Origin of the sequence: Prescottella equi (assembly GCF_020171745.1) — a bacterium.
In the GTDB taxonomy this organism is placed as follows: Bacteria; Actinomycetota; Actinomycetes; order Mycobacteriales; family Mycobacteriaceae; genus Prescottella; species Prescottella equi_A.
The window spans coordinates 46,897-71,607 of the sequence record NZ_JAIVAH010000009.1; the positions used below are offsets into that span (position 1 = coordinate 46,897).

The window sequence follows — 24,711 nt, forward strand, 5'->3', positions numbered from 1 at the left end:
GATGGACAGGGTATTCGTCGAGTAGAACCGGCTTCGTTTCTTCACTTCTCCCACTCGTAGGTCCCGTCGATCAACTGCGCGAGCATGCGGTGATGCATCACGTACGCGTCAGGATTCTGGGGAATCTCCACCTCCCCGAAGTGGATTCGCCGACGAGCGATCTGCGACATGACGATTCCGTGCCGCAGTGCGGCGTACACGAGGTAGAAGTCGAGATCACGTACCTCGGCACCCGAGGCCTGCTCATACTGCTCGACGACATCGGATCGCTTGAACATCTCGGGTAGGCCCGGCATGGAGTACTGCTCGGCCATGTCCTGGAACTGGTGGTGGAAGAAGAGGAACCAGGCCAGGTCGAGCTCGCGGGGAGCGATCACCGCAGACTCCCAGTCGAGCACCGCGGCCGGCGACGTCCCGTCGTACATGATGTTGCCGATTCGTGAATCTCCCCAGGACAGCACGTCGGGGGACAGCTCGGCGGGCCAGTGCGCCTCGAGCCAGTCGAAGGCTCGCTCGAGTACCGGGACGCGCAGGCCGTCGTTGCGCCTGGTCCATTCGTAGTAGGCGCGCTCGTTCTCGAAGTGGCGGCGCAGGCTCGACTCGCCGGATGGCACCGCCAAGGACGGCACCTTCGCGGCCGGATCCTGGATCGCGTGCACCTGCGCGAGAACCTGGATGCTGGCCCCCTGGAGGGCTTCCCGTCCGTCCGCATCGAGTTCGTGCAGCCACCCTCCGAAGACGTACGGCGGGTTGTCCACCGGCACGGCACCGCTGACCCGCTCCATCACGAGGAAGGGATTGCCCAGCGGCTCCGCTGAGTTCTCGACCCACCAGACGCGCGGAACCGGCACCTCGCTGTGCTCACGGACCGCGCTCATGACGTCGAATTGATGCTGCAGGTCGTACCCCGGGAACACCGGGAACGCGGTGGCCTCGGGAGCGAGTCGCGCCACCAGCTGAGCGGTGTGCGGGACGCCCTCTGCGGTCCAGTCGAGATCGAACAGTACCGAGACACTGGACATTCCGGAGTGCCCCGGACGACTGAGGTTGTACACGGACGGCGTCGAGTCGGCACCCAGGCGGTGGCCGAGCCACGTCACCAACCGCTCCCGCAGGTCCTCCAGATCGGTCTCCGTTGTGGTGATGGTCGATTCCACGCCCTCCGGCATCACACTCTCGGTGGCCATGCCAGTACCTCCATTTCATTCGACTAAACGAGTCCGAGTGCCGCTCTTCGGCATTCTCACGGCGGACGGCCGATCAGGCCGTGGAGACAGCCGGGCCGCGGCATCGTCGACTGGCCGGGTCACCGTAATGACCCGGCCTCGACGTAGCCGTATTCGATTGCGGGATAGGCTTCTAGCGCGACCACTGCTGCAGCGCGGCGTTCTTTCTGAAGTCCCAGCTGACTACCTCGTCGGCCTTGACCCGCAGCCAGGCGTGGCGGCCGTCGGCGATGAATTTGTCACCGCCCATGTACTTGCGGGCGAAGAGGAGTTCCGCGGTCGCGACCTGCTCGTCGGGCGTCGACGTACGTGGCACCTCACCGACAACCTCAGCGGCGCCGCTGATCTCGACACCACGGAGCTCGTGGAACTGCTCGCCGGCGTCGATGACGACCGCGATCCGGGGATCCCGCTGGAGATCGGACCAGCGCTTGCTCTTCACGATCGAGTTGAGCCACAGGTACTCGCCATCCCAGACGAACCACAGCGGGGCCACGTGCGGGCGCCCGTCACCTGCCATCGTCGCGACCCGGCAGGTGCGCTCGGCGGCGAGGAACGCGTCTACCTCCTCGCCGCCCATCGCGATCGCCTTACCTCTGCGTTGCGCCAAGTTCTTGCCCTTCTCAGAAATTCCTACAGTTCCGGGAACGCGGAACGATCTACCGTCCGCGCCAGACCGGTTCACGCCTTTGAGCGAAAGCCTCGATGCCCGAACGGAAGTCCTCCGAATCGAGCACTACCCGCAGTGCATCGGCCGTGGCGTCCCACCCGCGCGCATCGTCGTCTGCGGCCTGCACGTCGAGTGCGCGCAGGCTCTCCCGGACGGACACGGGCGACGCCTCGCACACCTCGAGCGCCATCTTCACGGCCGCCGCGAGCGCTCCGCCCGGCTCGCTGACCTCGTTGACCACGCCGAGCGTGTACGCACGCTCGGCGGAGAGGGTCCGGCCGGTGATCAACAGCTCACGCGCCACGTTGATCGGCAGTGCCCGCGGGGCCCGGAACAGTGCCCCCGACGTCGCGACCAGACCCCGGCGGGCCTCGGGCAGACCGAATTCGGCCGTCCGGGCCGCGACGACGAGATCACACGCAAGCACGATCTCGAACCCACCGCCGAGCGCGTATCCCTCGACCGCGGCGATCAGCGGCTTCACCCGCTTGCGCCTGATGATCCCGTACTCGCCACCGCGGGGCATGCGCAGATCCGCACGTTCGCGAATGTCGGTGCCGGCGGAGAAGACTCGCTCCGTTCCGGTCACCACGCCGACCCACAGCTCATCGTCGTCGTCGAGGAGGTCGAATGCCTCCTCGAGCCCCTCGGCCGTCTCCCGGTCGATGGCGTTACGCCGCTCCTCGCGCTCGATCCGTACCACGAGGACACGACCGTCCCGCTCGTATCGCACCGTCATCGATGTGCCTCCGATCTCTCCGGTCAGGAGGCCGAGTCGTCGGACAGGCCCATATCGGGCCACGAGCCGGCGACCCAGGTCTGGAGGTTGCCCCAGCCGGTCGCGCCGGTCTCGACGTCATGGACACGGATGATGCAGTCGCGGAACTGGTTGATCTTCTCGGCAACCTCGGGAAGGGAGGTGTCGGGGTAGTAGGTGCCGTCGATGAAGAACTCGCCCTTCCACGATCCACCGCGCTCTCCGTTCGGGCGCAGGTAGTGCCCGGCTCCCAGGTGGAATCCGGTGCCGGACACCGGCTCCGCCTCGAGAACCCGCTTGCGGCCGTCGGCCATGGTGAGGTGGAAGGTTCCACCGAGGAAGCGCTTGTTGCTCGGATCGAAGGTGATCTTGGGTTCGATGTCGGTGATCAGGTCGCGCGGGCCGTCGGCGTACTCGAAGCCGCCCTGGGCCACCTTGTGCAGGTAGCCGGGCGCCTCGTAGCGCAGCAGGTACTGGTGGAAGGCGTAGTTGCTGCCGTCGGGATGCTCGAAGTACAGCGGGTTCCACACCGCGAGGATGCTCGGCATGTTGCGCTCGGACGGTTCCGGCGCGATGTCCAGGACGTCGTCGCCGACGCCGGGGCGCACGCCCCACGAGTGGTCGCGGGTCATGATCCAGTCCTCGGGACCGACCTCGGTCCGCTCGCCGTCGACCTCGACCCAGCCACTCTTGACGACGCCTGTCTGGTGGTAGCGAATCTGGTCGGCGGTACGCCGGTATCCGGTGACGGTCCTGCGGTCCTCCCGCTCCTCCACGACGCACGGCACCGTCCCCTGGAGCACCAGATCGAATGCGACGGGCTGGACTTCGTTGGGTTCGAGTACCACGCGGATCAAGTTCAGCGGCTCGAGGATCTCGTACCGGATCGGTCCCACGTCCACGGAGTCCACGTCCGAGGACAGCTTGCGACTGGTCCGCACGGTCCACTGCTCGGTCCCGCGCGCCACGCCCGCGTACGCATCCATCACGTTGCGGTTGATGTACTTGCCGAAACCGAACCCGATCTGCAGCGAACCGTCCTTCGCGGCGGCCATCAGGCATACCTTCTCGGTCCACGCGTAATCCGTCTGCGACACCGTTGCGAAGGTCTCCACGATCTGATGGTTGAAGTACTCGTCCGCCGCCACGAGTGGCCCGATCGATCCGCCCACTGCCGCCTCCTCAGTCATTGAGTTCCGGCATCGATGCTTGAATGTCGCTCCCGCACCGCAGATCTCACCGGACATTTTCGATTATTAGACCCAGAGGCTAAAGATAGACGCTAGTCTAGGTTTTTGGAACAGGTTCGCGTTTTCTTTTTCCGACCTCGCCGCCGGATCACTCCCCCACCATCCGGCGCGCCCCGTCAGGAGTCCCATGCAGAGGACGATCGGCAAGTGTCACAACGTCCCCGACTGGGAGTCCGGGCCGTCGAGCCCGTTCGACCACTGGCCGACCGGCCTGGCGTTCCAATACTTCTACGGGTTCCTCGGCGGTGGCACCAACCAGTGGGCACCCGACCACGCGATCACGTGGATCCGGCATTGGGCGTCGTCCCGCCGGACACCCGACTCGCCGCGCGGCCCGACGAGATCGCCGCCTGGGACAGCCTGTCTTCGACGGCGTCAGGTAGCAGCCCGTCGCAGGCGTCTCGATGGCCTACACGTTCGACTCCCCCGATGCCCCGTCGGACCGCCACACGCAGTCGAGTTCGTCCCCGAGGAAGGCGGGTTCGGTCCAGGCGGCCTCGTGACGCTTTCGCTCGACGGCGCGCCGATCGGGTCGCGGCGACTCACATCCACGGTTCCGTGAACCATGTCCTATGTCGAGGGACGCAACGTCGGATTGGACACGGGTGCGCCCGTCAGCGAAGACTATCAAGTGCCATTCGCCCTGACAGGAACGCTTCATCGGGTCGAGCTCCACCTCGAATAGACCCTCGATCGGGAGACAGCTGGAGAGTATGAACGAGCCCACGACACTCGGCCGCCGCGAACGGAACAAGCGACAGACTCGCGGACGGATGCTGGACGCTGCCAGCGAGTTGTTCGCCGCACGGGGTGTCGTGGGCACGACCGTCGAGGACATCGCCGACCTGGCCGGGGTCTCCCGCGCCACGTTCTTCAACTACTTCCCCAGCAAGGACGAGCTGCTCTCGGCTCTCCACATCCGCCACATGGATTCGATGGCGAGCCTGATCGACGACCTTCTCACGCAGGACCTGACCACGGCGGACCGGATCATCGGCCTCTTCGACGACTTCGTGCGGGCCTCGGACAAACCGCCCGGATACCTGCGCGCGGTGACGGGCGAGCTCGAGCGCGACCTGTTGTCGCCCGGGGTCAGCGTGGAGCGCACCGAGCGATTCAACGATGAGCTACTCCGAATCCTCAGGCCTGGAATCGAGCGCGGCGAGGTCCGCACCGATTACCCGCCGCGCTTCCTCGCCCAGATGGTTGCCGCGGTCTACGTATCGACAATCCGCTACTGGCGCCAGGATCCGGGATACGACCTCGCCGACGGCTTCCACAAGGCCGCGACCTACGTAGCGGAGTCACTTGCCCCCCGTTCCTGATTGCGGTCGGATTCACGAAGTTTGTCCGAGACTGTCAGTTGGCAGGTAGATTCCGACTGACCGGATGGTATTGAGACTTCGGGATAGGAACGAAGGGGCGGCGAGATGGGGGAAAGCCGGGAGATCGTGACACGGCGGGAGCAACGGCGACAACAGACGTTCGAGAGGCTTCTGAACGCGTCCCGCGAACAGTTCTCCGAACACGGTTTCGACCACACGACGATCGACGACATCGCCAGATCCGCACGCGTCTCCCGCGGCACCTTCTTCAACTACTTCGACAACAAGGATGCCGTCCTCGCCTCTCTGCACCAGGTCCACATGGACAAGCTGCCCGGGATCATCGACGACCTGCTCGCCCGGGACATGACGACCGACGAGCGGATCCGGTCGCTGTTCAACGACGTCGTCGAGGCGGCAGTCACGCTCGAGAAGTACTTCCGGGCCACCACCCGAGAACTCGATCGGGATCTCGCGACCCCCGCGATCAGCGCCGCCCGCACCGAACGGTTCCTCGCCGCGTTCGGGCGGATCCTCGAAGCCGGCGTCGACTGCGGCGAGGTGCGCCGGGACTACCCGCTCAGTTTCCTGTCGCAGATGGTCACCGCGGTATACATCACCACGATCCGGTACTGGCGCGAGAACACCGTCGTCGAGATGGAATTGGAGTTCGGCCGCGCGGCCGGGTTCATCGCCGAGGCGATCGCGCCACGGGAAGTGGAAAGCCCGTCCGATCCGTAGGGGGGGAGGTCCGGACCGGACGGGCGATCGGGGGTGGTGCTAGGCGGCGTCCGCCAGATCCACGACCAGCTCGGCACCGGTCTTGTCCTGCACCTCTTCGACGGTGACGTCGGGCGCGAGTTCACGCAGCACCAACGCGCCGTCCCGGACGTCGATCACGGCAAGGTTCGTGATGATGCGCTGCACCACCGCCTGGCCGGTCAACGGGAGCGAGCACTCCTCGACGATCTTGGCGCCGCCATCGCGATCGGTGTGTTCCATGACCACGATGACGCGCCGGGCACCGTGCACCAGATCCATGGCGCCGCCCATACCCTTGACCATCTTGCCCGGCACCATCCAGTTGGCGAGGTCCCCGTTCCGGGAGACCTGCATGCCACCGAGGACCGCGGTGTCGATGTGTCCACCGCGAATCATGCCGAACGACAACGCCGAATCGAAGAATGCCGCACCCGGGTTTACGGTCACGGTTTCCTTGCCCGCGTTGATGAGGTCGGGATCGACCGCATCGTCGCTCGGGTAGGGACCGGTGCCCAGGATGCCGTTCTCCGAATGCAGAACCACCTTGACGCCCTCGGGCAGGTAGTTCGGGATCAAGGTCGGCAGCCCGATCCCCAGGTTGACGTACTCGCCGTCGATCATCTCGGCCGCGGCGCGCGCGGCCATCTGCTCACGTGACCAGCTCATGCCGACACCGTCCGCTTCTCGATTCGCTTGTCCTGCTGACCCGCATGCACCACACGCTGGACGAACACACCCGGCAGGTGGACCTGTGCGGGATCGAGCTCGCCCGGCTCGACCAGCTTCTCGACCTGCGCGATGGTGACCCGGCCGGCCATCGCGGCCAGCGGATTGAAGTTCATCGCGGTCTTGTTGAACACGAGATTGCCCTCGGTGTCACCGATCTCGGCGTGGACGAGCGCGAAGTCCGCGACGATCGACTCCTCGAGCACGTACGTCTTGCCACCGAACTCGCGAGTCTCCTTGGCGGGCGACGCGACCGCGACCGAACCGTCGGCGTTGTAGCGCCACGGCAGGCCGCCCTCGGACACCGGGGTTCCGACACCGGCCGGCGTGTAGAACGCGGGGATACCCGCGCCACCGGCACGCATCCGCTCGGCGAGCGTGCCCTGCGGCGTCAGCTCCACCTCGAGCTCACCCGAGAGGTACTGCCGCGCGAACTCCTTGTTCTCACCCACGTACGACGCGGTGACACGACGGATCTGCCCGGCCGACAGCAGGATTCCCAGACCCCAGTCGTCGACGCCGCAGTTGTTGGAGAACACCTCGAGTCCGGACACGCCACGCTCGGCGAGCCCACCGATCAGCGCGCTCGGGATACCGCACAGACCGAAACCACCGACCGCGAGCGAGGATCCGTCGGCGATGTCCGCGACGGCCTCGGCCGCCGTTGCGAAGACCTTGCTCATCGGGCATCACCGATGGCGGGCAGGATGCGGGCACGGACCTCGCCGAAGCCGATGCGGCCACCGTTCACGCCGGGTGCGGTCGCCGAGATCGAGATCTCGTCGCCGTCCTGGATGAAGGTGCGCTGCTCACCGGCGACCTCGACGGGTTCGGCTCCACCCCATGTCAGTTCGATGAAGGCGCCTCGTTGAGCCTTGTCGGGACCCGAGATGGTGCCGGAGCCGAAGAGGTCACCCGTGCTCGCCGCCGCACCGTTGACGGTGGTGTGCGCCAGCATCTGCGCGGGCGACCAGTACATCTGTGCGTAGGGCGGACGGGAGACGACGTCGCCGTTCCACTCGACCTCGAGATCGATGTCCAGGCCCCACTTCTCGTCACCCTGCAGGTACGGCAGCGGGGTCGGATCCTGCACCGGGGTGTCGATGCGGGCGGCCTCGAGCGCCAGCAGCGGGACGACCCACGCGGAGATCGACGTCGCGAAGCTCTTGCCCAGGTTCGGGCCCAGCGGGACGTACTCCCACGCCTGGATGTCGCGTGCGGACCAGTCGTTGAGGATCACGGCGCCGAAGCAGTGCTCGGCGAACTGATCCGGGGTGATCGAGGAGCCCATCGGCGATCCGACACCGACGATGAAGCCCATCTCGGCCTCGATGTCGAGGCGGATCGACGGACCGAACGACGGGGCCGCGTCGGCCGGAGCCTTGCGCTGACCGCACGGGCGCACGATGTCGGTGCCCGACACCACGACGGTGCTCGACCGGCCGTGGTAGCCGACCGGAAGGTGCTTCCAGTTCGGCATCAGCGCAGCCGAATCCGGGCGGAACAGCCGGCCCAGGTTGGTGGCGTGGTTCTCCGACGCGTAGAAGTCGACGTAGTCGGCGACCGCGATCGGCAGGTGCATGGTGACGTCGTCGACCGAGAACACCGCGTCGTCGGCGATCTCACCGGCGACCAGTTCGGTGATCTGCGCGCGAACCTCGACCCAACGGTCGCGGCCCTGGGCCATGAACGCGTTGAGCGTCGACTGGGCGAACGTGTCGTCGCCCAGTGCCTTGGCGAGGTCGACGACGCTGTCGCCGACGCGCACACCCACCCGCGGGCCCGCGTCGGCGGTCGAGAACACACCGTAGGGCAGGTTGTCGACACCGAACAGGGAGTCGGCGGGAATCGAGATGACGGTCATGCGAGGGGTCCTTCCTCGATCGAGGTGGAATCCACCGAGCCCGTAGGCGCGGAGGGCTCGGTGGATGATTGGGGCACCAGTCCGAGGCCGACCAGTTCGGTCAGCGGGTCGCTGATGCTGCAGGTGCCGAAGGACCGGAAGTTCGCGCGCAGCGCGTCCACCGCCTCGGCCGACAGTCCCGCCAGTGCTCCGGCGAGATTCGTTCCGTCACGGTCGGCGAGCGTCGCGGCAATCTCCTCGACGCTCGCGCCGCCGGCGGCCCGATGCGTCGCGAGCATGACGTTGAGGAAACCGTGCTGCTCGAATCCCGTGTCGGGGTCCGTGTTCCGGATCGCGTGGTGCAGACCCGCGGTCGCCTTGAAACGCACACCCGATGTCGCGACGGTGTGGATCGCGGCGGCCAGTTCGGCCTCGTCCGGGTACGCGGTCGCGACGATGCCGCCGGTGCGGAACTTCGCGGAGTACGGCGAGCCGACCATTCCGGCCAGGATCGCGGGGCGGCGGTCGTCACGCGGAACCTCGACGAAGATCTCCACGCCCGGTGCGGCCGCGGCGATCTCGTCGAGAGCGCCGAACAGCGCGTCCGGCGTCTGCCCCTCGGGAACACCGATCTCCATCGCGACCAGCTTCACGTCGTCGATCGCACGCAACTGCTCGAGCGCCGCCGGAACGGCGTCGGTGCCGGCGGGCACGGTCAGGCTCAGCTCGAGCTCGCCGTCCTGCTTCGCGACGATCTCGGGCAGCTCACCGAGGCGGGGTGCGGGGAACACGAACGGCCCCACCAGCGCAGCGTGATCGCTGCGCTCGTGCGCGAGGTGCGCGGGCACCGCGGCGTCCATCGGCGCGTTCCCCGGGGGGAACAGCGCCGCGTCGTCGCACAGGCCGGCCAGCAATGGAGAAATGGTCACTTGTTCGGCCCCCGCCCGGACCAGGACCACGCGTAGGCCTCGTCCTCGCACGCCAACGCGCCCTCACCGAGCTCGAGCGGACGGAAGGTGTCGACCATGACGGCGAGCTCGTCGAAGAACTCGACGCCGATGCTGCGCTCGTACGCGCCCGGCTGCGGGCCGTGGGCATGGCCGCCGGGGTGGATCGAGATCGAGCCCTGGCCAATGCCCGAGCCCTTGCGGGCCTCGTAGTCGCCGCCGACGTAGAACATGATCTCGTCGGAGTCCACGTTCGAGTGGTAGTACGGCACCGGGATCGCCAGCGGGTGGTAATCGACCTTGCGGGGCACGAAGTTACAGATGACGAAGTTGTTGCCCTCGAACGCCTGGTGCGCCGGCGGCGGCTGGTGCACGCGGCCGGTGATGGGCTCGTAGTCCGAGATGTTGAAGGTGTACGGGTACAGGCAACCGTCCCAGCCGACGACGTCGAACGGGTGGTTCGGGTACACCATGCGGGTGCCGACGATCGCGCCACCGGCGCGGTGCTTGACCAGCACCTCGACGTCGGTGCCCTCGGCGACCAGCGGTTCGGCGGGGCCGTGCAGGTCGCGCTCGCAGAACGGCGCGTCCTCGAGGAACTGGCCGAACTTCGACAGGTAGCGCTTGGGCGGAACGATGTGGCTGTTCGCCTCGATTGCGTACGCCCGCAGCGGCTCCGAACCCTGCGGCACCCAGCGGTGGGTGGTCGACATTGGGATCAGGACGTAGTCACCCGGGCGGGCGTGCAGTGCACCGAAGACGGTCTCGACGATCGCCTCGCCGGACTCGACGTAGACCATCTCGTCGCCGACCGAGTTGCGGTACAGCGGCGACTCCTTGGCGGAGACCACGTACGACAGGCGCACGTCGGCGTTGCCGAGGATCAGCCGGCGCCCGGTGACCACGTCGGTCTCGGCCCAGATCTCCTCGGGGAAGAGATCATGCAGCTTGAGGTGCCGCGGCTTGAGCGGGTGGTTCGGCGTGGTGGTCTGGTCGCGCAGCTCCCACACGGTCGCGTCGACGATGGCCGACGGGATGTGGCGGTGGTACAGCAGCGACGAATCGGAGGAGAAGCCCTCCTCGCCCATCAGCTCCTCGAAGTAGAGCTGGCCGTCCTCGTCCCGGTGCTGGGTGTGACGCTTCGGCGGAATGTTGCCGAGCTGTCGGTAGAACGCCATGACCGGCCTCCTGAGGTACTCGCGCCCGATCTCGGGCTGTGGTCGTCACCGTCGGCGAGACAGCAGCGCGGCTGTGGTGGTCACGGCCGCCGGTCCCTCTCCGAGGTTAGTAAACAGATTAACTAGTTTCGGGGCGTGAGCGCAACCACACGAGCGGTCTTCTCCTCACCCACCCCCCGCGTTTCGCGCACTTGTCGCGCCTCCACGCCCGCCCACCCCGCGTTTTGCGCACTTAACGCGCGGAGAGGGACCCCGGCGCAGCGATAAGTGCGCAAAACGCGGGAAGGCGGGAAAGAGGGAGATGCCGTGGGAGCGGCGGCGGTTCTAGTTGCGGCCGCGGACGTCGAACTGGCTGCGGTTGGTGATCAGCTTGTCGAGCAGCATCACGAGAATGTGCTGCTCAGCCTCGGTGAGCACACTCGCCCAGGCGTACTCGCGCTCGTTGTGCTCACGGTAGGTCGCGGCCATCTCGGCACGCCCCTGCTCGGTGAGCGACAACTGCACCGACCGGCCGTCGTGCGCGTCCGGCGACCGCTCGATCAGACCGCTCGCGACCAGCGTCTTCGCCAGGTTGGAGACGGCGGCGCGGCTCATACCGGTGAGCTTGGCGGCGCTCTTGGGCTCGATGGGCCCGGCCAGCCACGTGACGAACATCAGCCGGAACGCCGACCACGACAGGCCACGCGGGCGATGGACCGACGATTCCAGGTCGTAGGTGACGACGTTCGCCGCCCGGTTCAGGGTCAGTAAAACCTGCGTGGCCAAATGATGGGTGGACCCGAACTCCGTGCTCAGACGCGTATTGGCAAGGTCGATGAAGGACCAGAAGTCGAGCGACCCGGGCGCCGGCGTCGCCGAACCCTCCGCCGCCTGCGCGCTGCGCCCCTCGTCGCCGTTCATTCGGCCAGCCTATCGCGGCTGCGCAGCGGCTCGCGCAGCTCAAAACGTCGTACAGACTCCACCCAATTAGTATATCTATTTACTAGTTGGCGACGCTTCTGTGGCGCCGCACTCACTCCCGGCGGATCTTCGCCGCGCCCGTTCGGCCCTGTGCGCCAACGGGTTACCCATACGCAGCTTAAAGTCTGTACAAAGGACCGAGACCAGCGAAAGTGTCGCCCAGAACCGGGCGCGACGACCCCCCGAACAGGATGAACATGAGCACACTGCAGACCCTGGACCGTGGGCTGCGTGCACTCGACGTCGTCGCACAGTCCGCAGCCGGCATCTCGGTGGCCGACCTCGCCCGCGAACTCGATGTGCACCGCGCCATCTGCTACCGGATCGTCGCCACGCTCGAGGCGCACGGATTGGTCGCCCGCACCGCCGACGGCCGGATCCGGCTCGGCGTGGGCGCCGCCGTCCTCGCCTCGCGGTTCGAACCGCAGTTCGCCGGCGACGTCCAGCCCCTTCTCCACTCGCTCGCCAACGAGACCCGCGCGACCGCGTTCATCTCCGCAGCTCAGGGGCAGAACTGCGTCGTGATCATGGTGGCCGAGCCCGAGGCGACACTGCTGCGGGTCGGCTACCGCGTCGGCAGTAGCCACCCCCTCGACCGCGGGGCCGCCGGAATCGCGATCCTCGCGATGCGCCCCGAGAAGCCGAACGACTCCGACGAGGTCTGCCAGGCGCGGATCGACGGCTTCAGCCTCACCCGCGGACAGCTCGAGCACGGCGCGGTCGGCATCGCGACGGGTATCTGCCTGCCCGACGGCGTCGGCGCCACCACCGGGCTCGAGCGCAGCATCGGCGTCGTCGCGATCGACGGCCTCGACACCGACCGGGCCGCCGGCGCTGTTCAGCGCACCGCCCGCCACATCGAGCGCCTCATCACCGTCTGACAGGCACCCACCTGACGAGCACCACCCAGCGGCACCCGCACCTCGCGGGTGCCGCTTCTCGCGTTTTGCGCACTTGACGCGCCAAACCCCGGCCCTCGACTCGCGCTAAGTGCGCAAAACGCGAGGGGGCGGGGAGCCGGGGCGGTGAATCCCGGTGGCGGCGCGGGCATTCGGCCAGCTCAGGCCCGGTAGTTACAGACCACTTACGTCGTTACGGGGGCCGCACTTGACCCCGAATGTGACCGCACTTACTCTGTGCGAAGTTCGCTCACCGATACAAGGTGTGCACTATTCGTAAATGCGCAGTTGGCGCCAGTTTCACTTCAGACGGAGATGCAAGTCATGAGCGTGTGCCCGATCGACCACGCAGCCCTGCAGAGCACGGGCTGCCCGGTTTCCGCGAATGCCGCCGCCTTCGACCCCTTCACCGGCCCGTACCAGGTGGACCCGGCCTCGTCGCTGCGCTGGTCGCGCGACGAGGAGCCGGTGTTCTACAGCCCCGAGCTCGGCTACTGGGTGATCACCCGGTACGAGGACGTCAAGGCCGTCTTCCGCGACAACATCCTGTTCTCGCCGTCGATCGCGCTCGAGAAGATCACCCCGGTCTCGGACGAGGCGACGGCGACGCTCGCGAAGTACGACTACGCGATGGCGCGCACCATGGTGAACGAGGACGAGCCCGCGCACATGCCGCGCCGTCGCGTGCTGATGGATCCGTTCACCCCCAAGGAACTGGTCCACCACGAGCCGATGGTCCGTCGCCTCACCCGCGAGTACGTCGACCGGTTCATCGAGACCGGCCGGGCCGACCTCGTCGACGAGATGCTGTGGGAGGTCCCGCTCACCGTCGCACTGCACTTCCTCGGCGTGCCCGAGGAGGACATGGACGAGCTGCGCAGCTACTCGATCGCGCACACGGTCAACACCTGGGGCCGGCCCGCGGTCGAGGAGCAGGTCGCGGTCGCCGAGGCGGTCGGCAAGTTCTGGCAGTACGCCGGGACGGTGCTCGACAAGATGCGCAAGGATCCGTCCGGCCACGGCTGGATGCCGTTCGGCATCCGGGTCCAGCAGGAGCAGCCCGACGTCGTCACCGACTCCTACCTGCACTCGATGATGATGGCGGGAATCGTTGCGGCGCACGAGACCACGGCCAACGCTTCCGCGAACGCCTTCCGCCTGCTGCTCGAGAACCGCAGCGTGTGGGAGGAGATCGTCGCCGATCCGAGCCTGATCCCCAACGCCGTCGAGGAGTGCCTGCGCCACTCCGGTTCGGTCGCCGCGTGGCGCCGCCTGGTCACCGACGACACCACCATCGGCGGCATCGACATCCCGAAGGGTGCGAAGCTGCTGATCGTCACGTCGTCGGCCAACCACGACGAGCGCCATTTCGACAACGCCGACGACTTCGACATCCGTCGCGAGAACTCCAGCGATCACCTGACGTTCGGGTACGGCAGCCACCAGTGCATGGGCAAGAACCTCGCCCGCATGGAGATGCAGATCTTCCTCGAGGAGTTCACCAAGCGTCTCCCGCACATGGAACTGGTCCCGGACCAGGAGTTCACCTACCTGCCCAATACCTCGTTCCGCGGCCCGGATCACGTTCTGGTGCAGTGGGACCCGGCGAAGAACCCGGAGCGTTCCGACCCGTCGATCCTCGACGACCGCCAGCCGGTCAAGATCGGCGAGCCGTCGAAGACCAACATCTCGCGCACCGTCTCGGTCGACGCGATCACCCCGGCCGCCGACGGCGTCGTGCGCGTGACGCTGTCGGATCCATCGGGCAAGCCGCTGCCGAAGTGGACCCCCGGCTCGCACGTGGACGTCGAGCTGGGCGACCTGTCGCGGCAGTACTCGCTGTGCGGTGACCCGAACGACCTGTCGCACTACGAGATCGCGGTGCTCGAGGAGCCCGAGAGCCGCGGCGGATCGCGCTACGTGCACCGCACCCTGCAGGTCGGCGACACGCTGAAGATGCGCGGCCCACGCAACCACTTCAAGCTCGACCCGGACGCGCAGCGCTACGTCTTCGTCGCGGGCGGTATCGGCATCACCCCGGTCATCGCGATGGCCGACCACGCAAAGGCCACCGGCAAGGACTACGAGATCCACTACTGCGGACGCGATGTCGCGACGATGGCGCTGCTCGACCGGCTGACCGCCGATCACGGCGACAAGGTCGAGATCCACTCGAGTGCCGCGGGCAACCGCCTCGACATCCCGGCGCTGCTCGCGACGCCGGCCGACGGCACCCAGATCTACTCGTGCGGCCCGGAGCGGCTGCTCGCCGCGCTCGAGGAGGCCACCGCGCACTGGCCCGAGGACTCGCTGCACGTCGAGCACTTCACGTCGAACCTGGCCACGCTCGACCCCGCCAACGAGCACGCGTTCGAGGTGGAACTGCGTGACTCCGGCCTGACCATTCAGGTCGCGGCCGACCAGACGGTGCTCGACGCCCTGCGCGCGTCGAACATCGACATCCAGAGCGACTGCGAGGAGGGGCTGTGCGGATCGTGCGAAGCCCCCGTCCTCGACGGCGAGGTGGACCACCGCGACATGGTGCTCACCAAGACCGAACGGGCACAGAACAAGTCGATGATGACCTGCTGCTCACGCGCGTGCGGCAAGAAGATCAGCCTCGCGCTCTGATCCCCCCTCCCCCAGAATCTCTCCAGCACCCGAAAGGATCCGTCATGGGATCTCCGACCGTCACCGGGGCCGCCGTGCCGCCGGGCTCGGCCACCACCGACCAGCCCCCGAAGTCCAGTTTCAAGCGCGTCCTCACCGGCAGTATGGCCGGCGCCGTGCTCGAGTGGTACGACTTCGCGATCTACGGCATCCTCGCCGCGACCGTCCTCGGCCCGCTGTTCTTCCCCGGTGACGACGGCGTCGCGAAGCTGCTGCTGGCGCTCGCGACGCAGGGTCTCGGCTTCATCGCCCGCCCGTTGGGCGGCATCGTGTTCGGCCACCTCGGCGACAAGTTCGGCCGGAAGCCGATGCTGGTCACCACCTTCATCCTGCTGGGCACCGCGACGGCTGCGATCGGCCTGCTGCCGACGTACGACCAGATCGGCATCTGGGCCACGGTCCTGCTGGTGGTGCTGCGCATGATCCAGGGCTTCGCGCTCGGCGGCGAGTTCGGTGCCGCGGTGCTGCTGGTCAGCGAGTACGGCGAACCGAAGAAGCGCGGCTTCTGGGCGTCGTGGCCGCAGGCCGGAGCCCCGATGGGCACGGTGCTGGCGACCGTCATCGTCTCGGTCCTCGGCTTCTTCCTCAGCGACGACGCGTTCGACCAGTGGGGCTGGCGTGTGGCCTTCCTGTTCGCGATCCCGCTGCTGATCGTCGGCTTCTGGGTGCGCCGCGGCGTCGAGGAGTCCCCGGTCTTCAAGGCCGCACAGGAGCAGGCCGCGAAGGCGCCTGCCACGCAGGAACGTTCGTCGATCCTCGAGGCGCTGCGCAGCCCGCGCGCCGTGCTGATCGGCCTGGGCATGCGCCTCGGCGAGAACATCGCGTTCTACGTGTACACGGTCTTCGTCATCGCCTACGCCACCACGTACTTCGACTTCCACCGCGGCGACATCATCCTGGCCGTGACGTTCGCGTCGCTGTTCCAGTTCGTCGGCATGATCGGCGGCGGCGCGTGGTCGGACCGCGTCGGCCGCAAGAAGGCGATGCTCGTGCCCGCGATCATCCTCGTGGTGTGGGCGCCGGTGTTCTTCTGGCTGGTCCAGCTCGAGAGCCTGCCGATGCTCTGGCTCGGCGTGTGCGTGGGCGCGTTCTTCCACGGCATGCTCGCCGGCCCGGAGGCCGCGTGGATCACCGAACTGTTCCCGACCCGCTACCGCTACGCCGGCTCGTCGCTGGTGTTCCAGGGCTCGTCGATCATCGCGGGCGCCCCGGCCCCGTTCATCGCGGTCTGGCTGATCGAGAACTACGGTGTCGGCACGGTCGTCGGCTACCTGGTGGTGACGATGTCGATCACCGTGGTGGCGCTGTTGCTGAGCCGGGAGACCAAGGGCGTCGACCTCGACGCGGTCGAGTGATCTCGACCCCCGGGTCTGCGGATCCGACCTGACGACCGGGCCCCGGTCCGATCTCCCGCGTGGGATCGGGCCGGGGCCCGACTCGTTCGGCATACTCGACGACGGTAGTTACAGACAGGAGACTTCGAATGACCATCGCACACAAGCTCGTCGGTCACGGCCCGGTCAAGGTGATCGCGCTGCACGGCTGGTTCGGCACGTCCGAGGGTTGGGGCATGCTCCCCGAGCTCGTCGACACCGACGCCTACACGTACGCGCTCATCGACTACCGGGGCTACGGTGCCCGCAAGGACGAGGCCGGCGAGTACACCCTCGAGGAGATCTCGGCGGACACCCTGGCCCTCGCCGACGAGCTGGGCTGGGACCGCTTCGCGCTGATCGGTCATTCGATGGGTGGCGCCGCCGCGCTGCGCGTGCTGGCCGACGCCCCCGAGCGCGTGACCGCGGTCATCGGCATCTCCCCCGTGCCCGCGTCGGGTGTCCCGTTCGACGCCGACAGCCAGGCGCTGTTCACGGGTGCCGAGAACGAGGACGGCAACCGTTACGCAATCCTCGACTTCACCACCGGCAACCGGCAGTCGGCCACGTGGCTGCGTCAGATGACGCAGTTCTCGGTGGACCACACGACGCGGCCGGCGTTCGGTGCCTACCTGCGCGCGTGGGGCGGAGCCGATTTCGTCGACGCGCTGCCGCAGACGTCGATCCCGGTCAAGGCGATCGTCGGCGAGCACGATCCGGCACTGGGCGCCGAGACGATGAAGGCGACGTGGATGGCGCAGCTGCCGCAGTGCCAGCTGGACGTCCTCGCGAACGCCGGCCACTACGCGATGTTCGAGGCCCCGGTCGCGATGATCACCAGCATCGAGGCCGTGCTCTCCGAGCTGAGCTGAGTCGACGCCGGGTCACCCGGCGGGCAGACGGATACGACAGCGCCGGCACCCCCGCAGACGGGGTGCCGGCGCTGTCGGGGTTCGAGGACCCGGAGATGTTGCCGGTCAGGGCTTCCCGGTGAAGACCGGGTCCTCGAACGAGCGACGGGATCGAACCCAGGAGGGGGACAGGGCGTCCACGATCTCGTCGGTCACGGACTCGTCGAACACGACTATGCGGTTCGCGATGCGCCACTCGCCGTCGCGCCGCTCGAAGCGGTCGACGTAACGGCACTTGACGGTGGCCCGCGACTGCGGGCCGCCCGGAACCTGCGGCGCCTGCCGCAGGTAACACAAACAATACGACTCGACGTTCGCCGTGTCGCCGTCGAGGTCGATCAACACGTTGGTGACGTAGTGCAGCGACGAGTCGATGGTCGCGTGCCGGGACTCCATGTCCGCGATCAGACCGTCGACGGTGCCGATGTAGCCGCCGTGGTTGTCGATCGCATCCGGGAAGTAGCAGTCGGCCACCCGGGCGAAGTCCTTGCGGTCCACCGCGCGTGCGTAGCGGTACAGGACCTCGGTGATCTCCTGCTTGTCGCTGAGCGACATGTTCGTCTCCTCTCGTACGAACGGGCCCCGCCGGTGTCGCCACCGGCGGGGCCCGACGGGTCCGGACTAGTCGACGCGGAGCTCGATGCCCTTGGTCTCCTTGACGAAGAAGATCGCACCGAGGGTGAGCAGCGCACAGAACACGAAGTAGAACGCCGGCGCGAGGTTGTTGCCGGTGATGTCGATCAGCCACGTCGCGATGAACGGGGCCGTGCCACCGAGGGCCATGTTGGTGATGTTGTTGCCCAGGGCGAGACCGCTGTAGCGGACCGACGCCTTGAGCATCTCGACGTACGTCACGTACGACGCACCGTTGACCACCGACACCGCGATGAACAGGACCGACTGGCCCAGGACGGCCTGCCAGATGCTGCCGCCCGCCATGAGCATGAACATCGGGACGCCCAGGACGACGGCGGCGATGGTGCCGGTGAACAGCACGGGCTTGCGGCCGTAGCGGTCGGCCAGGTAGCCCGCGATCGGCAGCGTGATGACACCGAGGACCAGTGCCAGCGACGTGGACAGGAACGCGACGGTCGACGACTGGCCGCCGGCCTTCTGCAGGTACGTCGCCGCGTACACGGAGGCGATGTAGTAGCCACCGGTGATGAGCGCACCCAGGAAGATGATCTTCACCAGTGCCGGACCGGAACTGGTGAGCAGTTCCTTGACGGGCACCTTGGCGGTCTCGCCCTTGTCCTCGAGTTCCTTGAACTGCGGGGTGTCCTCCATGTGGTTGCGGATCCAGATGCCGATCACGCCGATGACGACGGAGAGCAGGAACGGGATTCGCCACGCCCACGACATGATCTGGTCGTGCGTGAACACCGAGGTGAGCGCCAGCGCGGTCAGCGACGCCACGAGCGAGCCGAGGTAGGTACCCGAGTTGACCATCGAGGTCTGGAACGCGCGCCACTTCGCCGGAGCGGACTCCGACACGAACGCGTTGGCGCCGCCCAGCTCACCGCCGGCCGCGAAGCCCTGGAGGCAGCGGGCCAGCACCAGGATCGCGGTCGCCCACACGCCGAGCGTGACGTACGTGGGCATCATGCCCATCGCCGCCGTCGCGATGACCATCAGCAGAATGGTCCAGGACAGGGCATTCTTGCGGCCGTACTTGTCACCGATGTGGCCGAAGAAGATGCCGCCGGGCACCCGGAGGAAGAACGCGACAGCGAACGTCGCGAACGTGCCGAGCAGGGCCGCGGTGTCGTTCTCCGAGACGAAGAACAGCGACGCGATGATGGTCGCCATGTAGCCGTAGATACCGAAGTCGTAGTACTCGACGACGGTGCCGACGATGGCCGCACGCACCACCTTGACGGTGGACTGCTTCGGCTGGGTCTCTGTCTGCACGGGATCCGGTCCTCGGGCGGGCTCGGGGTTACGAACCGCGGGCTCCACAATATCGTTCGTTGGCATGGATGGTCCTTTGTAAGTGTCTGGTGCGCAACACGCTCGGTGTCAGATTCCTGCAGTTGTCAGTGCCGTCGGTGTCGTCGATTCGCCGCGTGCGGTGCGCGCGGCGCCTATTCCGGCGATCCGGCCCATCGTGAGGGCGTTCGCCACGGCGTTGCCGCCGCCCACGTACCGGAGGCCGAGGATGCCGGCCCCGGCCTCGCCGGCCGCGAAGAGTCCGTCGACAGGACGACCGGTCCGATCCAGAACGGATGCATTGCTGTCGATCTCGACGCCCGCATGGGTGCAGACGAGTTCGGCAGGCAGCAACCGGGCGGCGTAGAACGGGCCCTCACCGATCGGGTCCGGGTTGGCGGTCGATCCCTTGTTCGCGAGGGTGCGATGACGCAGGAAGTCGTCGTCGACACCGTTCGGGAGTTGGTCGTTCCAGCGCGCCACGGCCGCTTCGAGAGCGTCGGCCGGCACACCCATCGCCCCGGCGAGATCCGTGAGCGAGTCGGCTCGGAGCGTACGTCCGGAGTCGGCCTCTTCGAGAATCCGCTCCGGAGCCCAATCAGTATAGCCCACAGGAAGATTCACGCGAGCCTTTTCGTCGAACACAACCCAGGCCCCACCCTGCTGGGCGTCGATGATCCCGGTGGAGACCGCGTACGACGCGTCCTCGTCCATGAACCGACGGCCGTCACCGTTGACGTAGATCCGCGACTTCGGCGGGAAGCCCGACTGCCAGTGGTGGTACCGCTGGAAGTAGGCGGTGGGCAGCATCAGGCCCCAGCCCTCGCCGGTGACCGATGCGTCGACCTGCTCACCGAACGCGAGGTGATCACCCTGGCTGCCCTCGGCGGCCACGACGAACAGCGAGTCGCCGCCCCGGTTCGCGAACGGGTACAACCGGTCGACCAAATCCTTGTTCTGCGCGAAGCCGCCACTGGCGATCACCACGGCCGACGCGTGGACCTCGATGTCGTCGGCGACGACACCGGTGACCCGGCCGTCCTCGACGAGCAGCGACTGCACTCGGGTGTTCATGACCACCTCGACGCCCCGGTCGCGGCGCGCTTTGTCGAGCACCTGGACCAGCCCGTAGCCCTGGTCCTTGGGTACGTGACCGCGCCAGACGTCCTCGACACCCGCCTGCGCCAGGCCCGGCATGTGCGCGTTGGCCGACTCCCGGGCGGGGATCTCCACGCCCAGACCGATGAGCCACTCCAGCGTGGGGCCGGCGTTCTCGCAGAACGTGCGGACCAGACCCGGCTTGAGCATCCAGTGGTTGAGGTCCATGTAGTGCTGGAAGAACTTCTCGGCGGTGTCCTCGATGCCGAGGCCGCGCTGGACACTGGTGCCGGCGGCGGTGAACAGGCCCGCCGACAGCTGCGTCGAGCCGCCCAGTTCGGTCTGCGACTCGAACAGCAGCACCGACGCGCCCTGCTCGGCCGCTGACACCGCGGCCGCGAGTCCCGCTCCGCCGCCGCCGATCACGACGACGTCCCAGTTGTCTTCACTCATGAGAGGACTCCTCCCGTTTCGGCGAGGATGCGGTGGTACAGCCCGTTGGACACCAGGCCGCCGTCGACCGTCACCTCGCTGCCGTTCATGTACGTGGACCGGTCGGACAGCAGGAACAGCACCGCGTTCGTGATCTCGTCGACGGTGCCCATGCGTCCGGCCGGAATGCTCTCCAGCGAGGCCTTGACGAAGGCGTCCGCTCCCCCGACGAGAGCGGTGCCCACCAGTCCGGGGTGCACGGAGTTCACCCGGATGCCCCACTGCGCGAACTGTCCGGCCGCCGACTTCGACAGCCCGGTCAGTCCCCACTTGCTCGATGCGTACGCCGGCGAGAAGTAGCCGACCTGACCGGAGATCGACGAGATGTTGACGATCGATCCGCCGCTGCTCTCCCGCATCAGCGGTGCGGCGGCCTTCATCCCGTAGAACGGGCCGAACAGGTTGATCCGCATGGTCAGTTCCCAGACGTCGTCCGGGGTGTCCATGAACTCGCGCCGACGGCTGATGCCGGCGTTGTTGACCAGACCACCGAGTTCGCCCTTGGTGGAGCGGATCTCGTCGATCACGCGGGTCCATGCGGCGGAGTCCGCGACGTCGAGCTCGTGCGCCGACGCGCTGCCGCCCGCGGCCTCGATCTCGGCGATCACCGCGGAGGTGTCCGCGACGTCGGCGACGCACACGTGCACACCGCGGGCGGCGAGCGCCTTCGCGTGGTTGGCGCCCATGCCGCCGGCGGCGCCGGTGACCAGGACGACGTTCGGGAAAGTCTCAGGAGTGGAGCCTGCGGAACGACCCATCGACTCAGACATGGCGCGAACCACCGTCGACGGCGATGGAGTGGCCGGTGACGTAGCGGGCGCTGTCCGAGAGCAAAAACAGCAGCGGCCCGAAGACCTCCTCGGGCGAGCCCAGGCGGTGCAGCGGAACCACGTTCAGCGCGTGCTCGAGTGCAGCAGGATCCTCGCGGACCCAGCGGGTCATCTCGGTGTCGATGTAACCGGGAGCGATCGCGTTGACGCGAATACCCTTGTCGCCCAGTTCGACCGCGAGCGACTCGGTGAGGTGTGCGACGGCCGCCTTGGACGTGCAGTACGCGCCGCGACCGCGACGGATGCGCAGCGCCGACACCGACGACATGTTCACGATCGCGCCGCCCTGGGTCATGTGGCGGGACGCGGCCTGCGCGCCGAACAGCACGCCCTCGACGTTGACGTCGAGGACCGCGGAGATCTGCTCGGGCGAGATCTCGTCGACCAGCGCGAACGGGAAGATGCCCGCGTTGTTGATCCAGAAGTCGATGCGGCCGAACTCCTTCAGCGCGGTCTGCGCGAGGGCCTCGTGCTCGTCGGCCTTGGTGACGTCGATGCGGGCACCGACGACGCGGCCGGGGGTCTCGGCGACCGAGTTCGCGGCGAGCGCGGCGTTGATCTCGTCCGCGGTGGCCGTCATCTGCTCTTCGTTGATGTCGGCACCGACGACGTTGACGCCGCGGGTGGCGAGACCGGCCGCGAAGGCTGCGCCCATGCCGCGGGCGGCGCCGGTGACGACAGCGACCTTGCCGGCCATCTCCGGGTACAGCACGGTCATCAGCGACGCGTCGGTGCGGCCGGGGTTCTGGGTGTCAGCGGTTTCGGTCATGATCGGGTGTTCCTCCAAAAACAATGTTCTGCAAAAGATTCGGGATGCTCGTTCGTCGAGCCCCGAGGTGTCAGGACTGCGGGGCCTGATCGTCCCGCCGGACGGCGCGGCGCGCGATGCGCCACTGGCCGTCCTCTCGCACCACCCGGTCGGTGACGGTGGTGAACCGCACCAGGCGGGACTCCCCGCCGATCCGGGTCGCGACGATCTGCAGGTAGGCGTGGACCTCGAGTTCGTCGTCGCCGACGCGCTCGGCGGCGATGTTGGTGATCACGTGCCGGTGCGCTTCCCCCGCGACGGACGCGTTGGTGAAGAACGCGTCGGCGAACTCGGTGAGCGCGGCCGCCCCGACGACGGGCGCCGGGTAGCTGGGCGAGTGGAACTCGCCGTCAGCCGTGAACGTGGCCGCCCACTCGGCCGCGTGCCCCTCGTCGATGAGGTGGCTCTGCCGGCCGTACAGCTGGTGAATCTCCACGATCGCGACTGCACCGACTTCGGCGCGGCTCTCGATCCCTGTCATGACGAACTCCTCGGTCACTCTCCGGCGCATCCCGATCGGGATTGCACCGCCCCCGCCATGTGTGCGATAATCGAACGCATAGTGCGATTAAGATGAAGCGTAGGTGTCTCGCCTCACACGCGTCAAGGGAGGGATCCATGGCCTCGGTCGGTTCCGATGAACAAATGAACGAAAGTCCTGGGAGAACGGGCGGCGTCCAGCTCGATTCGCGGATGTCGAAGACGCTGCACAACGGGCTCGAGATCCTCGAGTTGCTGACGCAGCACAAGTACGGGCTGACGGTCACCGAGATCGCGGAGGGCATCGGCGTGCACCGCACGGTCGCGGATCGCCTGGTGCGCACGCTCGAGGCGCACCGGCTGTGCCGGCGCACCGAGGGCAAGCGGATCCTGCTGGGCGCGGGACTGGTCACGCTGGCGGGCTCGGTGGAGCAGGATCTACGCGAACTCGCGCGTCCGATCCTCGAGGAACTGGCGGATTCCGTGGAGGCGACCGCGCACCTCGCGGTCCGGGAGGGCGAGGACTCGGTCCGCGCGCTCATGGTGATCGAGCCGCGGAACTCGCGCGCGCACGTCGGCTTCAACGCCGGTCAGATCGACCCGATCAACCGCGGGTCGGCGGGGTTGGCGATGCTCGCGGCGCTACCGCCGCGGGAGGGCGAACGCCCCGAGGTCACGCGTGCCCGCGAGCGCGGGTTCGCGGTGACCTCGGGGGAGGTGACTCACTCGGTCACGGGCATCTCGGCCACGCTGCCGAACCGGCGGCCGGCCGACCTGGTGAGCATCGGTGTCTCGGTGTTCGATTCGTCGGAGGAGCAGAAGCTGGGCGAGGCCGTCATGGCCGCGGCCCGACGACTGGGGGCGCTGCTGCTGCGCTGACCGACACCGATCACGGCGCGGCCGGCGACTGTCGACGCGTCATCGTCGAGGAGTATCCGCCGCCACCCGGGTACACCCAGTCGCCGGTCATCGTTCGATCGCCGTCGTCGAAGCTGCCTCGGAAGTACGCCGGGCTCCCCTGCGCGCCGGCCCAGATGGTCAGGGTGTCGCCCTCGAGTTCGTAGACGTAGTCGAAGGTGTTGCCCGCCGAGTCGTAGAACCGGGAGACGATCTCGTCGCCGACCGGCTCTCCGAACGGATGCAGGTGCCCGATCACCTCGAACCCGTCGACGCGCTCGCCGTACTGCTCGAGTTCGACGTGCTGGATGAGGAAGTGTCCGCCCGGCATCCACTCGTACCGCACTGTGCCCGCCGCTCCCCCGGTCACCGCCCAGGTGCCGACCAGCCGGTCGAGCGCTCGAACCCGGTCGCTGGGCAGCGGCGGCTCGTTCCGGCCGACGCCGCCGACCGTGCTGCTGCTGGTGGTGTCGCTCATGATGTGCTCCTTGTCCGGTTCGGAGCAGCGTCTCAGTGGCTGCTCTCGTGGGAACCTCGGAGCCGCGGTCGGATTCTCGACATCCGGACCGGAAAAATCTTCGCCGGTTTCCTGTCCGGTGATGTCGAAGGAGCGATCCCGGCTCCGTGGTGTCCGTGAAAGCCGTCCGAATCCGGACGGGCGGACACGACGACCGGAGGAC

General features: G+C 67.4%; 24 protein-coding genes. 7 read left to right on the top strand and 17 right to left on the bottom strand.

Annotated features, from left to right (window positions below; all coding sequences use genetic code 11):
* Nucleotides 1–41 precede the first annotated feature (41 nt).
* The 4 genes from LCL87_RS06935 to LCL87_RS06950 form a co-directional block, all read right to left on the bottom strand.
* Complete coding sequence (locus tag LCL87_RS06935) at nucleotides 42–1,187, bottom strand: phosphotransferase family protein (protein WP_225018053.1); 1,146 nt, start codon at nucleotides 1,185–1,187, stop codon at nucleotides 42–44.
* A gap of 172 nt (nucleotides 1,188–1,359) precedes the next feature.
* Complete coding sequence (locus LCL87_RS06940; RefSeq protein WP_225018330.1) at nucleotides 1,360–1,806, bottom strand: pyridoxamine 5'-phosphate oxidase family protein; 447 nt, start codon at nucleotides 1,804–1,806, stop codon at nucleotides 1,360–1,362.
* A 79-nt stretch (nucleotides 1,807–1,885) separates the two neighbouring features.
* Complete coding sequence (locus tag LCL87_RS06945) at nucleotides 1,886–2,635, bottom strand: enoyl-CoA hydratase-related protein (RefSeq protein ID WP_225018055.1); 750 nt, start codon at nucleotides 2,633–2,635, stop codon at nucleotides 1,886–1,888.
* 23 nt (nucleotides 2,636–2,658) lie between these two features.
* Entirely contained in the window at nucleotides 2,659–3,825 is a 1,167-nt protein-coding gene (locus tag LCL87_RS06950) for an Rv3169 family protein (RefSeq protein ID WP_225018058.1), read from the bottom strand.
* A 791-nt stretch (nucleotides 3,826–4,616) separates the two neighbouring features.
* Here LCL87_RS06950 and LCL87_RS06960 point away from each other — a divergent pair.
* Together LCL87_RS06960 and LCL87_RS06965 are read left to right on the top strand one after the other, a co-directional pair.
* Nucleotides 4,617–5,228 (top strand): TetR/AcrR family transcriptional regulator, encoded by a 612-nt coding sequence (locus tag LCL87_RS06960; RefSeq protein ID WP_225018060.1) that lies wholly within the window; start codon nucleotides 4,617–4,619, stop codon nucleotides 5,226–5,228.
* A gap of 105 nt (nucleotides 5,229–5,333) precedes the next feature.
* The gene (locus LCL87_RS06965; protein WP_225018069.1) at nucleotides 5,334–5,969 is read left to right on the top strand and encodes a TetR/AcrR family transcriptional regulator; all 636 of its coding nucleotides are present in this window, start codon (nucleotides 5,334–5,336) and stop codon (nucleotides 5,967–5,969) included.
* 39 nt (nucleotides 5,970–6,008) lie between these two features.
* Here LCL87_RS06965 and LCL87_RS06970 read toward each other — a convergent pair whose 3' ends face one another.
* The 6 genes from LCL87_RS06970 to LCL87_RS06995 all read right to left on the bottom strand — a co-directional run bounded on the left by LCL87_RS06970 (nucleotide 6,009) and on the right by LCL87_RS06995 (nucleotide 11,584).
* Entirely contained in the window at nucleotides 6,009–6,656 is a 648-nt protein-coding gene (locus LCL87_RS06970; RefSeq protein ID WP_225018071.1) for a CoA transferase subunit B, read from the bottom strand.
* Complete coding sequence (locus tag LCL87_RS06975; protein WP_225018073.1) at nucleotides 6,653–7,399, bottom strand: CoA transferase subunit A; 747 nt, start codon at nucleotides 7,397–7,399, stop codon at nucleotides 6,653–6,655. Before LCL87_RS06975 ends, LCL87_RS06970 begins: the two co-directional genes overlap by 4 nt.
* Nucleotides 7,396–8,580 carry a fumarylacetoacetase gene (fahA, locus tag LCL87_RS06980; protein WP_225018075.1) on the bottom strand — a complete coding sequence of 395 codons (1,185 nt, stop codon included), beginning with the start codon at nucleotides 8,578–8,580 and terminating at the stop codon, nucleotides 7,396–7,398. Before fahA ends, LCL87_RS06975 begins: the two co-directional genes overlap by 4 nt.
* Nucleotides 8,577–9,488 (bottom strand): hypothetical protein, encoded by a 912-nt coding sequence (locus LCL87_RS06985; RefSeq protein WP_225018077.1) that lies wholly within the window; start codon nucleotides 9,486–9,488, stop codon nucleotides 8,577–8,579. Before LCL87_RS06985 ends, fahA begins: the two co-directional genes overlap by 4 nt.
* Nucleotides 9,485–10,684 carry a homogentisate 1,2-dioxygenase domain-containing protein gene (locus tag LCL87_RS06990; protein WP_225018078.1) on the bottom strand — a complete coding sequence of 400 codons (1,200 nt, stop codon included), beginning with the start codon at nucleotides 10,682–10,684 and terminating at the stop codon, nucleotides 9,485–9,487. The genes LCL87_RS06985 and LCL87_RS06990 overlap by 4 nt, the downstream gene beginning before the upstream one ends.
* Nucleotides 10,685–11,008: 324 nt before the next feature.
* Nucleotides 11,009–11,584, bottom strand: a complete 576-nt coding sequence (locus tag LCL87_RS06995; RefSeq protein ID WP_225018080.1) for a MarR family transcriptional regulator — start codon at nucleotides 11,582–11,584, stop codon at nucleotides 11,009–11,011.
* A gap of 257 nt (nucleotides 11,585–11,841) precedes the next feature.
* Here LCL87_RS06995 and LCL87_RS07000 point away from each other — a divergent pair, with 257 nt between their 5' ends.
* From LCL87_RS07000 to LCL87_RS07015, 4 genes are all read left to right on the top strand, one after another.
* Entirely contained in the window at nucleotides 11,842–12,525 is a 684-nt protein-coding gene (locus LCL87_RS07000) for a helix-turn-helix domain-containing protein (RefSeq protein ID WP_225018082.1), read from the top strand.
* Between the two features lie 342 nt (nucleotides 12,526–12,867).
* A complete protein-coding gene (locus LCL87_RS07005) occupies nucleotides 12,868–15,174 on the top strand; it encodes a cytochrome P450/oxidoreductase (RefSeq protein ID WP_225018084.1) in 2,307 nt (768 codons plus the stop codon).
* A gap of 44 nt (nucleotides 15,175–15,218) precedes the next feature.
* A complete protein-coding gene (locus LCL87_RS07010) occupies nucleotides 15,219–16,568 on the top strand; it encodes an MFS transporter (protein ID WP_225018086.1) in 1,350 nt (449 codons plus the stop codon).
* A gap of 128 nt (nucleotides 16,569–16,696) precedes the next feature.
* The gene (locus tag LCL87_RS07015) at nucleotides 16,697–17,458 is read left to right on the top strand and encodes an alpha/beta fold hydrolase (protein WP_225018088.1); all 762 of its coding nucleotides are present in this window, start codon (nucleotides 16,697–16,699) and stop codon (nucleotides 17,456–17,458) included.
* 105 nt (nucleotides 17,459–17,563) lie between these two features.
* Here the strand turns inward: LCL87_RS07015 and LCL87_RS07020 are convergent, their stop codons facing one another.
* The 6 genes from LCL87_RS07020 to LCL87_RS07045 all read right to left on the bottom strand — a co-directional run bounded on the left by LCL87_RS07020 (nucleotide 17,564) and on the right by LCL87_RS07045 (nucleotide 23,135).
* Complete coding sequence (locus LCL87_RS07020) at nucleotides 17,564–18,052, bottom strand: nuclear transport factor 2 family protein (RefSeq protein WP_225018089.1); 489 nt, start codon at nucleotides 18,050–18,052, stop codon at nucleotides 17,564–17,566.
* Nucleotides 18,053–18,118: 66 nt separating this feature from the next.
* On the bottom strand, nucleotides 18,119–19,408 hold the full coding sequence (locus LCL87_RS07025; RefSeq protein WP_225018090.1) for an MFS transporter: 1,290 nt from the start codon (nucleotides 19,406–19,408) through the stop codon (nucleotides 18,119–18,121).
* 108 nt (nucleotides 19,409–19,516) lie between these two features.
* On the bottom strand, nucleotides 19,517–20,977 hold the full coding sequence (locus tag LCL87_RS07030; protein WP_225018091.1) for an FAD-dependent oxidoreductase: 1,461 nt from the start codon (nucleotides 20,975–20,977) through the stop codon (nucleotides 19,517–19,519).
* On the bottom strand, nucleotides 20,974–21,786 hold the full coding sequence (locus LCL87_RS07035) for an SDR family oxidoreductase (protein WP_225018092.1): 813 nt from the start codon (nucleotides 21,784–21,786) through the stop codon (nucleotides 20,974–20,976). Before LCL87_RS07035 ends, LCL87_RS07030 begins: the two co-directional genes overlap by 4 nt.
* Nucleotides 21,779–22,615, bottom strand: coding sequence for an SDR family oxidoreductase (locus LCL87_RS07040; protein ID WP_225018094.1), 837 nt, complete (start codon nucleotides 22,613–22,615; stop codon nucleotides 21,779–21,781). The genes LCL87_RS07035 and LCL87_RS07040 overlap by 8 nt, the downstream gene beginning before the upstream one ends.
* Nucleotides 22,616–22,685: 70 nt before the next feature.
* Nucleotides 22,686–23,135 carry a nuclear transport factor 2 family protein gene (locus LCL87_RS07045; RefSeq protein ID WP_225018096.1) on the bottom strand — a complete coding sequence of 150 codons (450 nt, stop codon included), beginning with the start codon at nucleotides 23,133–23,135 and terminating at the stop codon, nucleotides 22,686–22,688.
* A 164-nt stretch (nucleotides 23,136–23,299) separates the two neighbouring features.
* On the opposite strand from LCL87_RS07045, the gene LCL87_RS07050 reads away from it, so the two are divergent.
* Nucleotides 23,300–24,013, top strand: a complete 714-nt coding sequence (locus LCL87_RS07050; protein WP_225018097.1) for an IclR family transcriptional regulator domain-containing protein — start codon at nucleotides 23,300–23,302, stop codon at nucleotides 24,011–24,013.
* Between the two features lie 10 nt (nucleotides 24,014–24,023).
* On the opposite strand, the gene LCL87_RS07055 is transcribed toward LCL87_RS07050, so the two are convergent.
* Nucleotides 24,024–24,509, bottom strand: coding sequence for a hypothetical protein (locus LCL87_RS07055; protein ID WP_225018099.1), 486 nt, complete (start codon nucleotides 24,507–24,509; stop codon nucleotides 24,024–24,026).
* Nucleotides 24,510–24,711: the final 202 nt, after the last annotated feature.

Bases quoted from the DNA above. Each gene is read 5' to 3' on its own strand.
- LCL87_RS06935 (WP_225018053.1), bottom strand. From the start codon at position 1,187: ATGGCCACCGAGAGTGTGATGCCGGAGGGCGTGGAATCGACCATCACC.
- LCL87_RS06940 (WP_225018330.1), bottom strand. From the start codon at position 1,806: ATGGGCGGCGAGGAGGTAGACGCGTTCCTCGCCGCCGAGCGCACCTGC.
- LCL87_RS06945 (WP_225018055.1), bottom strand. From the start codon at position 2,635: ATGACGGTGCGATACGAGCGGGACGGTCGTGTCCTCGTGGTACGGATC.
- LCL87_RS06960 (WP_225018060.1), top strand. From the start codon at position 4,617: ATGAACGAGCCCACGACACTCGGCCGCCGCGAACGGAACAAGCGACAG.
- LCL87_RS06965 (WP_225018069.1), top strand. From the start codon at position 5,334: ATGGGGGAAAGCCGGGAGATCGTGACACGGCGGGAGCAACGGCGACAA.
- LCL87_RS06970 (WP_225018071.1), bottom strand. From the start codon at position 6,656: ATGAGCTGGTCACGTGAGCAGATGGCCGCGCGCGCCGCGGCCGAGATG.
- LCL87_RS06975 (WP_225018073.1), bottom strand. From the start codon at position 7,399: ATGAGCAAGGTCTTCGCAACGGCGGCCGAGGCCGTCGCGGACATCGCC.
- fahA (WP_225018075.1), bottom strand. From the start codon at position 8,580: ATGACCGTCATCTCGATTCCCGCCGACTCCCTGTTCGGTGTCGACAAC.
- LCL87_RS06990 (WP_225018078.1), bottom strand. From the start codon at position 10,684: ATGGCGTTCTACCGACAGCTCGGCAACATTCCGCCGAAGCGTCACACC.
- LCL87_RS06995 (WP_225018080.1), bottom strand. From the start codon at position 11,584: ATGAACGGCGACGAGGGGCGCAGCGCGCAGGCGGCGGAGGGTTCGGCG.
- LCL87_RS07000 (WP_225018082.1), top strand. From the start codon at position 11,842: ATGAGCACACTGCAGACCCTGGACCGTGGGCTGCGTGCACTCGACGTC.
- LCL87_RS07005 (WP_225018084.1), top strand. From the start codon at position 12,868: ATGAGCGTGTGCCCGATCGACCACGCAGCCCTGCAGAGCACGGGCTGC.
- LCL87_RS07010 (WP_225018086.1), top strand. From the start codon at position 15,219: ATGGGATCTCCGACCGTCACCGGGGCCGCCGTGCCGCCGGGCTCGGCC.
- LCL87_RS07015 (WP_225018088.1), top strand. From the start codon at position 16,697: ATGACCATCGCACACAAGCTCGTCGGTCACGGCCCGGTCAAGGTGATC.
- LCL87_RS07020 (WP_225018089.1), bottom strand. From the start codon at position 18,052: ATGTCGCTCAGCGACAAGCAGGAGATCACCGAGGTCCTGTACCGCTAC.
- LCL87_RS07030 (WP_225018091.1), bottom strand. From the start codon at position 20,977: ATGAGTGAAGACAACTGGGACGTCGTCGTGATCGGCGGCGGCGGAGCG.
- LCL87_RS07035 (WP_225018092.1), bottom strand. From the start codon at position 21,786: ATGTCTGAGTCGATGGGTCGTTCCGCAGGCTCCACTCCTGAGACTTTC.
- LCL87_RS07040 (WP_225018094.1), bottom strand. From the start codon at position 22,615: ATGACCGAAACCGCTGACACCCAGAACCCCGGCCGCACCGACGCGTCG.
- LCL87_RS07045 (WP_225018096.1), bottom strand. From the start codon at position 23,135: ATGACAGGGATCGAGAGCCGCGCCGAAGTCGGTGCAGTCGCGATCGTG.
- LCL87_RS07050 (WP_225018097.1), top strand. From the start codon at position 23,300: ATGAACGAAAGTCCTGGGAGAACGGGCGGCGTCCAGCTCGATTCGCGG.
- LCL87_RS07055 (WP_225018099.1), bottom strand. From the start codon at position 24,509: ATGAGCGACACCACCAGCAGCAGCACGGTCGGCGGCGTCGGCCGGAAC.